This window comes from Maribacter sp. (assembly GCF_039968975.1).
GTDB lineage: Bacteria > Bacteroidota > Bacteroidia > Flavobacteriales > Flavobacteriaceae > Maribacter.
On the sequence record NZ_JBDVOT010000037.1, the window covers coordinates 1 to 6159 of the forward strand.

Consider the following 6159-nt stretch of genomic DNA (forward strand, 5'->3'; position numbering starts at 1 on the left):
ATAAATTCTATAGAAATAGAAAATATTTAGCTTACATTAATCTTCTGGCGGATGCCCATGAATATCTTCAAATACCCTATCAAAATTTTCACGTAAGTAAGCGTTCAATTTCTTTTGGTAATCATCTTTTAGCCAACTTAAAAAATTATAAGTACTCTTGCTAATACACTTTCCATATACGTGAATACGATTGTCGATATCCTCTTTCAAAAGTTTCGCTAATGCCAACGCATCATATACATCTTCACTATTTTCAATACACATATAAGCATGATGTGCAATGGATCGTTCTAAAACCACTTTTGAAGATTCTCCGGCAAACGTTGCTGTTTCATAAGTTTCTTTAATATCGAAATAAGTATCCTCTGAATTTTTAAATTCAGCTTTTACTTCTTCAGAAAGCTCAAGTTTAAAATCACTTTCAATGTCCTCATCATCCTTAATACGGTCCATGTAGAAGTTTGGAGACTTGAAAATTGCACCCCAATCCAAATCTGCACCCCATGGTCCAAAGCGATAAAGGTTGTTACCTAAATCAATAACCGTAAATTTAGATTTGTTATTTAAAACCCTAGAACCTCTACCAATCATTTGGTAGTAAAGTGTTAACGATTTTGTTGCTCTATTTAAAATAATAGTATCAATGGTAGGTTCATCAAAACCCGTGGTCAAAATACTTACCGATGTCAGTATAGCATCAGGTGTTTCTTTAAACCATTTTAAAATTTCTTTACGCTGCTTTTTAGTGGCAGTATTATCAAGGTGCATAACATTTAAGCCAGCAGCCTGAAAAGTATGGTATACTTGAATAGAAGTTTCAATACCGTTGTTGAAAATCAATGTTTTTTTACCTTTAGAATGTTTAGTGTAAGCTTCTAAGAGCTTACTTAACATTGCAGGGCTCGTGTATAAATCAGCGGAAGATTTTACAGTATAATCACCATTAGAACCTATTTCAAGAGAGGTAAGTCCCATGTCATACTGAAATACTTCTGCCCTTGCCAAGAAATCATTGGCAATAAGATTTTCTATAGTTTCACCAGGTATAAGTTCATCATAGTTCTTGTTCATGGGTAAGTCCTTATTAGAACTTAACGGGGTTGCTGTAACACCAAGAACAAAAGAATTATCGAAGAACTTAAAAAGTTTGGTAAAAGAATTATAGTGCGCTTCATCAATGATGACCAGACCAACATCAGAAATATCTAATTGGTCGTCGTTTAACCTATTGTTTAAGGTTTCTACCATGGCAACGTAACAGCTGTAACGTTCATGGTCATCAAGATTGGCTTTACTGTTTACTACCTTGTTGACAACACCAAAACTAGTAAGCATTGATGATGTTTGATTACAAAGTTCAATACGGTGTGTCATTACCAAAACCTTCTTATTGTGGTTTTTAAGGTATTGACGTACTATTTCGGAAAAAATCACTGTTTTACCACCACCGGTAGGTAATTGGTATAGAAGGTGATAATCATCTCGTTCTGAATCGAACTTGTCAAAAATTTGTTGAATTGCTCCTTGTTGATAGCTGTAAAGTTCCTTATCGGTCTTTCTATCCTGTAATTCAAAAACTGTCTCTTGCATAAAATCTTCTCTGGAAGTATACAAAGGTAACATTCTCCTTAGTACATTACTAATTCATGGGTTAAAAAGGGTATCTTTTGCGACTATATGTAACTTAAATAAATCGTAATCATATAAATTATTGGAACATTTCCATTTTAAAATATATAAACCTGTGGGTATGTTAAGCCAAATGACCTCTGGTGAAGATCGTCAGCTCCGTAAAAAACGATTTTTGAGTGAGCTTCATGATTTACCTGAAGGATTAATGCCTGTGGGTAGACTAGATGAAAAGTCTGAAGGCTTATTGTTATTGACAACAGATGGAAAGTTGAGCGATACTATTAATAGATCAGGAATAGAAAAAGAATATCTAGCACAGCTAGATGGTTTAATTACCACGGAAGCAATTAAAGAAATATCAGAAGGAATAACTATTGGTTTATTCGGTCAAAAGTATACCACCAAACCGTGCGAAGTGACCATATTAAGTGAACCTCCTGCCCTACCCGATGCAGATAAATCATTACGAATTGGAAGACATAGACCTACATCTTGGATTAGTATAATAATCAAGGAAGGTAAATTTCGTCAAATACGTAAAATGACGGCAGCTGTTGGTTTTCCAACGGTTCGTTTAATACGTGTAAGAATTGGCGAGATAGTATTAGGAGAAATGCAACCTAGAGAGGTAGTTGTTACTTCAAATCTTTTGCCATCTTTTTAGGAATTCGTTTTCCTGAAAAACGAGATAAAATGGTAAGGCTTTTTTTCGTGTTGATAAAGTAAACTCCGGTAAGCAATACTATTGATGCAATTACCGACTGCATGGTAATATTTTCATTCAAAAAATACCAACCTAAAGTCATAGCAACTATAGGGTTCACATAAGTAGATGTTGCCACTTTTTCTGGTGAAACTATTCGTAATAAGTAATTAAAAGCGGTAAAAGTTACAATGCTTCCAAAAACAATGAGCAATGACATTGACCATAATACCGGAGTGCTCCAAGTGGTTGGCAAAGACCAAGGCTCCCTTAATAACATGCTTATTAAAACAAGGGATAATCCGCTTGTAAACATTTGGTAGCCCGTATTTACAAAGAAGTTTTTAGGTAATTCTGCTTTACTCACAAACAAACTGCCGTAAGACCAGCTTAGCATACATAGAAAAATTAGTACCATACCTAAAACGGCACCCTCTTGAGCTATGATTTCTTTTTGACTGACCAATAAAAATATACCGGTAATTCCAAAGACAACACCTATGATTGACATAGGCTGAATTTTTTTGCCGTGAAGAACGCGCATCATTATTAGTACTACCAGTGGTTGTGCAGAAACTTCTAATGCAGCAAATCCACTATCTACATATTGTAATGCCCATACCACTATTCCGTTACCTATTGTAAGAAATAGAAAGCCGGCTTTAAAAGTGTTCTTGAATTCTTGTTTTGAAATTTTTAATGGTAAACCTAATATTCTAGAAATAATGAATATTAAAGTACCAGCGGTAAAAAAACGAATACCTGCCAACATAAAGGCAGGTAATTCGGTTACTGCAATTTTATTCCATAAATAGGTAGAACCCCATATGAAGTAAATGGCAAAAAATGACATTACTACCAGAACGGTGTTACGTTGCATTTTCGCCATAGAAAATTATTAAGGACTAGATTTTCTTTACACGAACGGCGTTCATACCCTTCATGCCTTTTTCTAGCTCGTAAGAAACTTTGTCGTTTTCCATAATCTCATCGATAAGACCACTAACATGAACAAAATATTTTTCATTGTTCTCAGCGTCGATTATGAAACCAAATCCTTTTGTAGTATCAAAGAAAGAAACTTTACCGTTTCTTACCGGATCAAATTCTTCAACATCACCTTCTTCTTTCTTTGGAATACCTAAAACGATATCTTCCGCTTCAATTTCTACTTTCATTGCTGGATCTGGCGGAGTGTCCACCAAGTTTCCATTGAAATCTACATAAGCAAGTGGAATACCAGAAGTACCATTTTCTTTTGCAGCTGCTTTACGAGCAAGCATTTTTTTCTTCTTTTCTTCACGCTTCTTTAAGCGTTTTTTCTCTTTTTCAGTTTTATTAAATGTTTGTTGCGATTTTGCCATTCGTAATTTTAATGATAATAATAGATTTTGCAATAAAGGAATTGAAATACGTGGTGACGTGTATAACGAACGGTAAGTTTTTGAGTAAACTATAATTCCGTTTGTTGTAAGGTCATTGCAAGAATCATCTGCATCCCTTTAAAGTTCTACAAAGATATGATTTGTATTTCAATTATTTAGCATTAGAGGGGCTCAAACTACTAAAGTTTTGTACTGCTTCTTTTTAAAATGAATTTAGTAACACTTTATATAGTAATATTTGGATGGTTTTCACCTCTTCTCCTACCCTAATAAATATAGAATCTGCAATTAATCATTAAGAGTTGTTAAAATCAAATTTTTAATAAAATATATAAAATACTGAAAAACAATATAATACGTTAAATTCGATAATTTAATTTGTTAAAAATAATACCTTTTTATGCATAGTACTGTAACAAAATAAAACATTCGTCGTCTAGTAAGTATAACAAAATTATTAATCATCAATTAAAAATTAAATATCATGAGAACTTTTATCAGAAACATACCGACAGAAACAAGAAGAAACACTTTCTTTTCAAGTTTAAAAAATAGTAAGAGAGTGCAATGGGCAGCATCAAGAAATCATACCCATTAATATTAAATTCAATAATCATTCATCAATCACACGGCTAATCACCGATTAAAAATCGAATATCATGACAACATTTATTAGAAATACACCAATAGAATCTAGAAGAAATACCTTTTTTACAAACTTTATTAATAGTAAACGAGTACAATGGGTAACATCTAGACATCACACACATTAAGAATTCATCATTCAAAAAAAATCATTAATCAATTCGGCTAATCACCGGTTAAAAAACGAACATCATGAGAACTTTTATCAGAAACACACCAACAGAATCTAGAAGAAATACATTTTTCTCAAGTTTTAAGGATAGTAAACGAGTACAATGGGCATCATCTAGACATCACACACATTAAGAATCCATTAATCAAAAAAAATCATTAATCAATTCGGCTAATCACCGGTTAAAAACGAACATCATGAGAACTTTTATCAGAAATACACCAACAGAATCTAGAAGAAATACATTTTTCTCAAGTTTTAAGGATAGTAAACGAGTACAATGGGCATCGTCTAGACATCACACACATTAAAATTTATCAATCAAAAAAAATCATTAATCAATTCGGCTAATCACCGGTTAAAAAACGAACATCATGAGAACTTTTATCAGAAATACACCGACAGAAACTAGAAGAAATATATTCTTTTCAAGTTTTAAGAACAGCAAACGAGTACAGTGGGTTGCAAGTAGAAATCATACACATTAATCATTTTTCGAATTTAAAATTGGGCGCCTTTCTTAGTAATTAAAAGTTGTAAAAAATTGAAACAACATAGAAAAAGGGTATAGAAGCGTTTGCAATTGCTTCTCTGAATTAGCAAAAAAAAGGATAAGATTAAACGATCTTATCCTTTCCAATTTATATTAAAATTTAAATTTAATCTTCTAAAGTAATTTCCTCTTCAACACCATTAGGATATGTAAGTAAAGCTACATTATCACAAGTTGTATCTCCAAAATCTACGTTTACGGAAAGTCCGTTCTTAGAGACATCCATATCACCACTTGAAACATAGGAACATGTTACTTCACTGGTCAATGGATTATTTACCGTGACATTATAGGTATTACCCTAAAAAACTACTGACCAGCTACCTTCTATACTGTAGGTTGCAGTTTCATTAAAGGCTATAGTTGTAGACTTGGTGCCGCTATCAGAAATGATAGAACCATCTTCAATTTCTACTGTCATCTTCGCTACAGCTGTATGCCATTAATAATACTCCTGAAAGGAATAATCCTTTTATAAAATTGGATGTTAGATTTTTTATGTAGAATTGATTGTAGGGTTGTGACATTAAAACGTTGAAATCTATACGCTAGCATTGATAATTAACATATTAATAGGCACTGTAGTTACTTGTCTTATAATAACTGTATTTAAGAATAGTTATAATCGTATACGATATATTATATTTGATACATGCTGCTCAAAAAAAACCTAAGAGATCAAGTACGGGATTATCTGTTGTCAGAGATGGTCACAGGTAACCTAAAAACCGGAAAAACGATTAATTTGGCAGCTCTTGCCCGACATTTGAAAGTAAGTGTTACTCCTATTAGAGAGGCGCTAACCCAATTGCAACAATCTCATATTATCAAAGCCGTTCCCAATAGAGGTTTTATAATAGCGGAATTAGATGTTGAAGAAGCAGAAGATTTATATGAACTAGTAGCAAATTTGGAGGTTATGGCTATTGAAAACTCTGAGTTTACTGAAGCGCATATTGTTGAACTTAAGAAACAGCAAGAGGTATTTGAAAATGCCACTGATGCTATTTCTAGAATACAGGCAGATTTAGAGTTTCATAGATTATTGACCAAAAACTATAAAAATAAT

General features: G+C 32.9%; 6 protein-coding genes. 2 read left to right on the plus strand and 4 right to left on the minus strand.

All coding sequences use genetic code 11. From position 1 onward, the window contains the following. Positions 1–36 precede the first annotated feature (36 nt). On the minus strand, positions 37–1590 hold the full coding sequence (locus ABJI11_RS02225) for a DEAD/DEAH box helicase (RefSeq protein ID WP_348349024.1): 1554 nt from the start codon (positions 1588–1590) through the stop codon (positions 37–39). Positions 1591–1711: 121 nt separating this feature from the next. Here ABJI11_RS02225 and ABJI11_RS02230 point away from each other — a divergent pair, with 121 nt between their 5' ends. Further along, positions 1712–2296 carry a pseudouridine synthase gene (locus tag ABJI11_RS02230; RefSeq protein ID WP_348349026.1) on the plus strand — a complete coding sequence of 195 codons (585 nt, stop codon included), beginning with the start codon at positions 1712–1714 and terminating at the stop codon, positions 2294–2296. Here the strand turns inward: ABJI11_RS02230 and ABJI11_RS02235 are convergent. The 3 genes from ABJI11_RS02235 to ABJI11_RS02245 all read right to left on the minus strand — a co-directional run bounded on the left by ABJI11_RS02235 (position 2268) and on the right by ABJI11_RS02245 (position 5358). Beyond that, complete coding sequence (locus ABJI11_RS02235) at positions 2268–3224, minus strand: EamA family transporter (RefSeq protein WP_348349028.1); 957 nt, start codon at positions 3222–3224, stop codon at positions 2268–2270. The two genes, ABJI11_RS02230 and ABJI11_RS02235, sit on opposite strands and share 29 nt — an antisense overlap. A gap of 16 nt (positions 3225–3240) precedes the next feature. Further along, entirely contained in the window at positions 3241–3699 is a 459-nt protein-coding gene (locus ABJI11_RS02240) for a cold shock domain-containing protein (RefSeq protein ID WP_036154395.1), read from the minus strand. Between the two features lie 1497 nt (positions 3700–5196). Beyond that, on the minus strand, positions 5197–5358 hold the full coding sequence (locus ABJI11_RS02245; protein ID WP_348349030.1) for a hypothetical protein: 162 nt from the start codon (positions 5356–5358) through the stop codon (positions 5197–5199). 384 nt (positions 5359–5742) lie between these two features. On the opposite strand from ABJI11_RS02245, the gene ABJI11_RS02250 reads away from it, so the two are divergent. Beyond that, positions 5743–6159, plus strand: a 417-nt coding sequence (locus tag ABJI11_RS02250) for a GntR family transcriptional regulator (RefSeq protein ID WP_348349032.1), incomplete at its 3' end; no start/stop codon positions are given.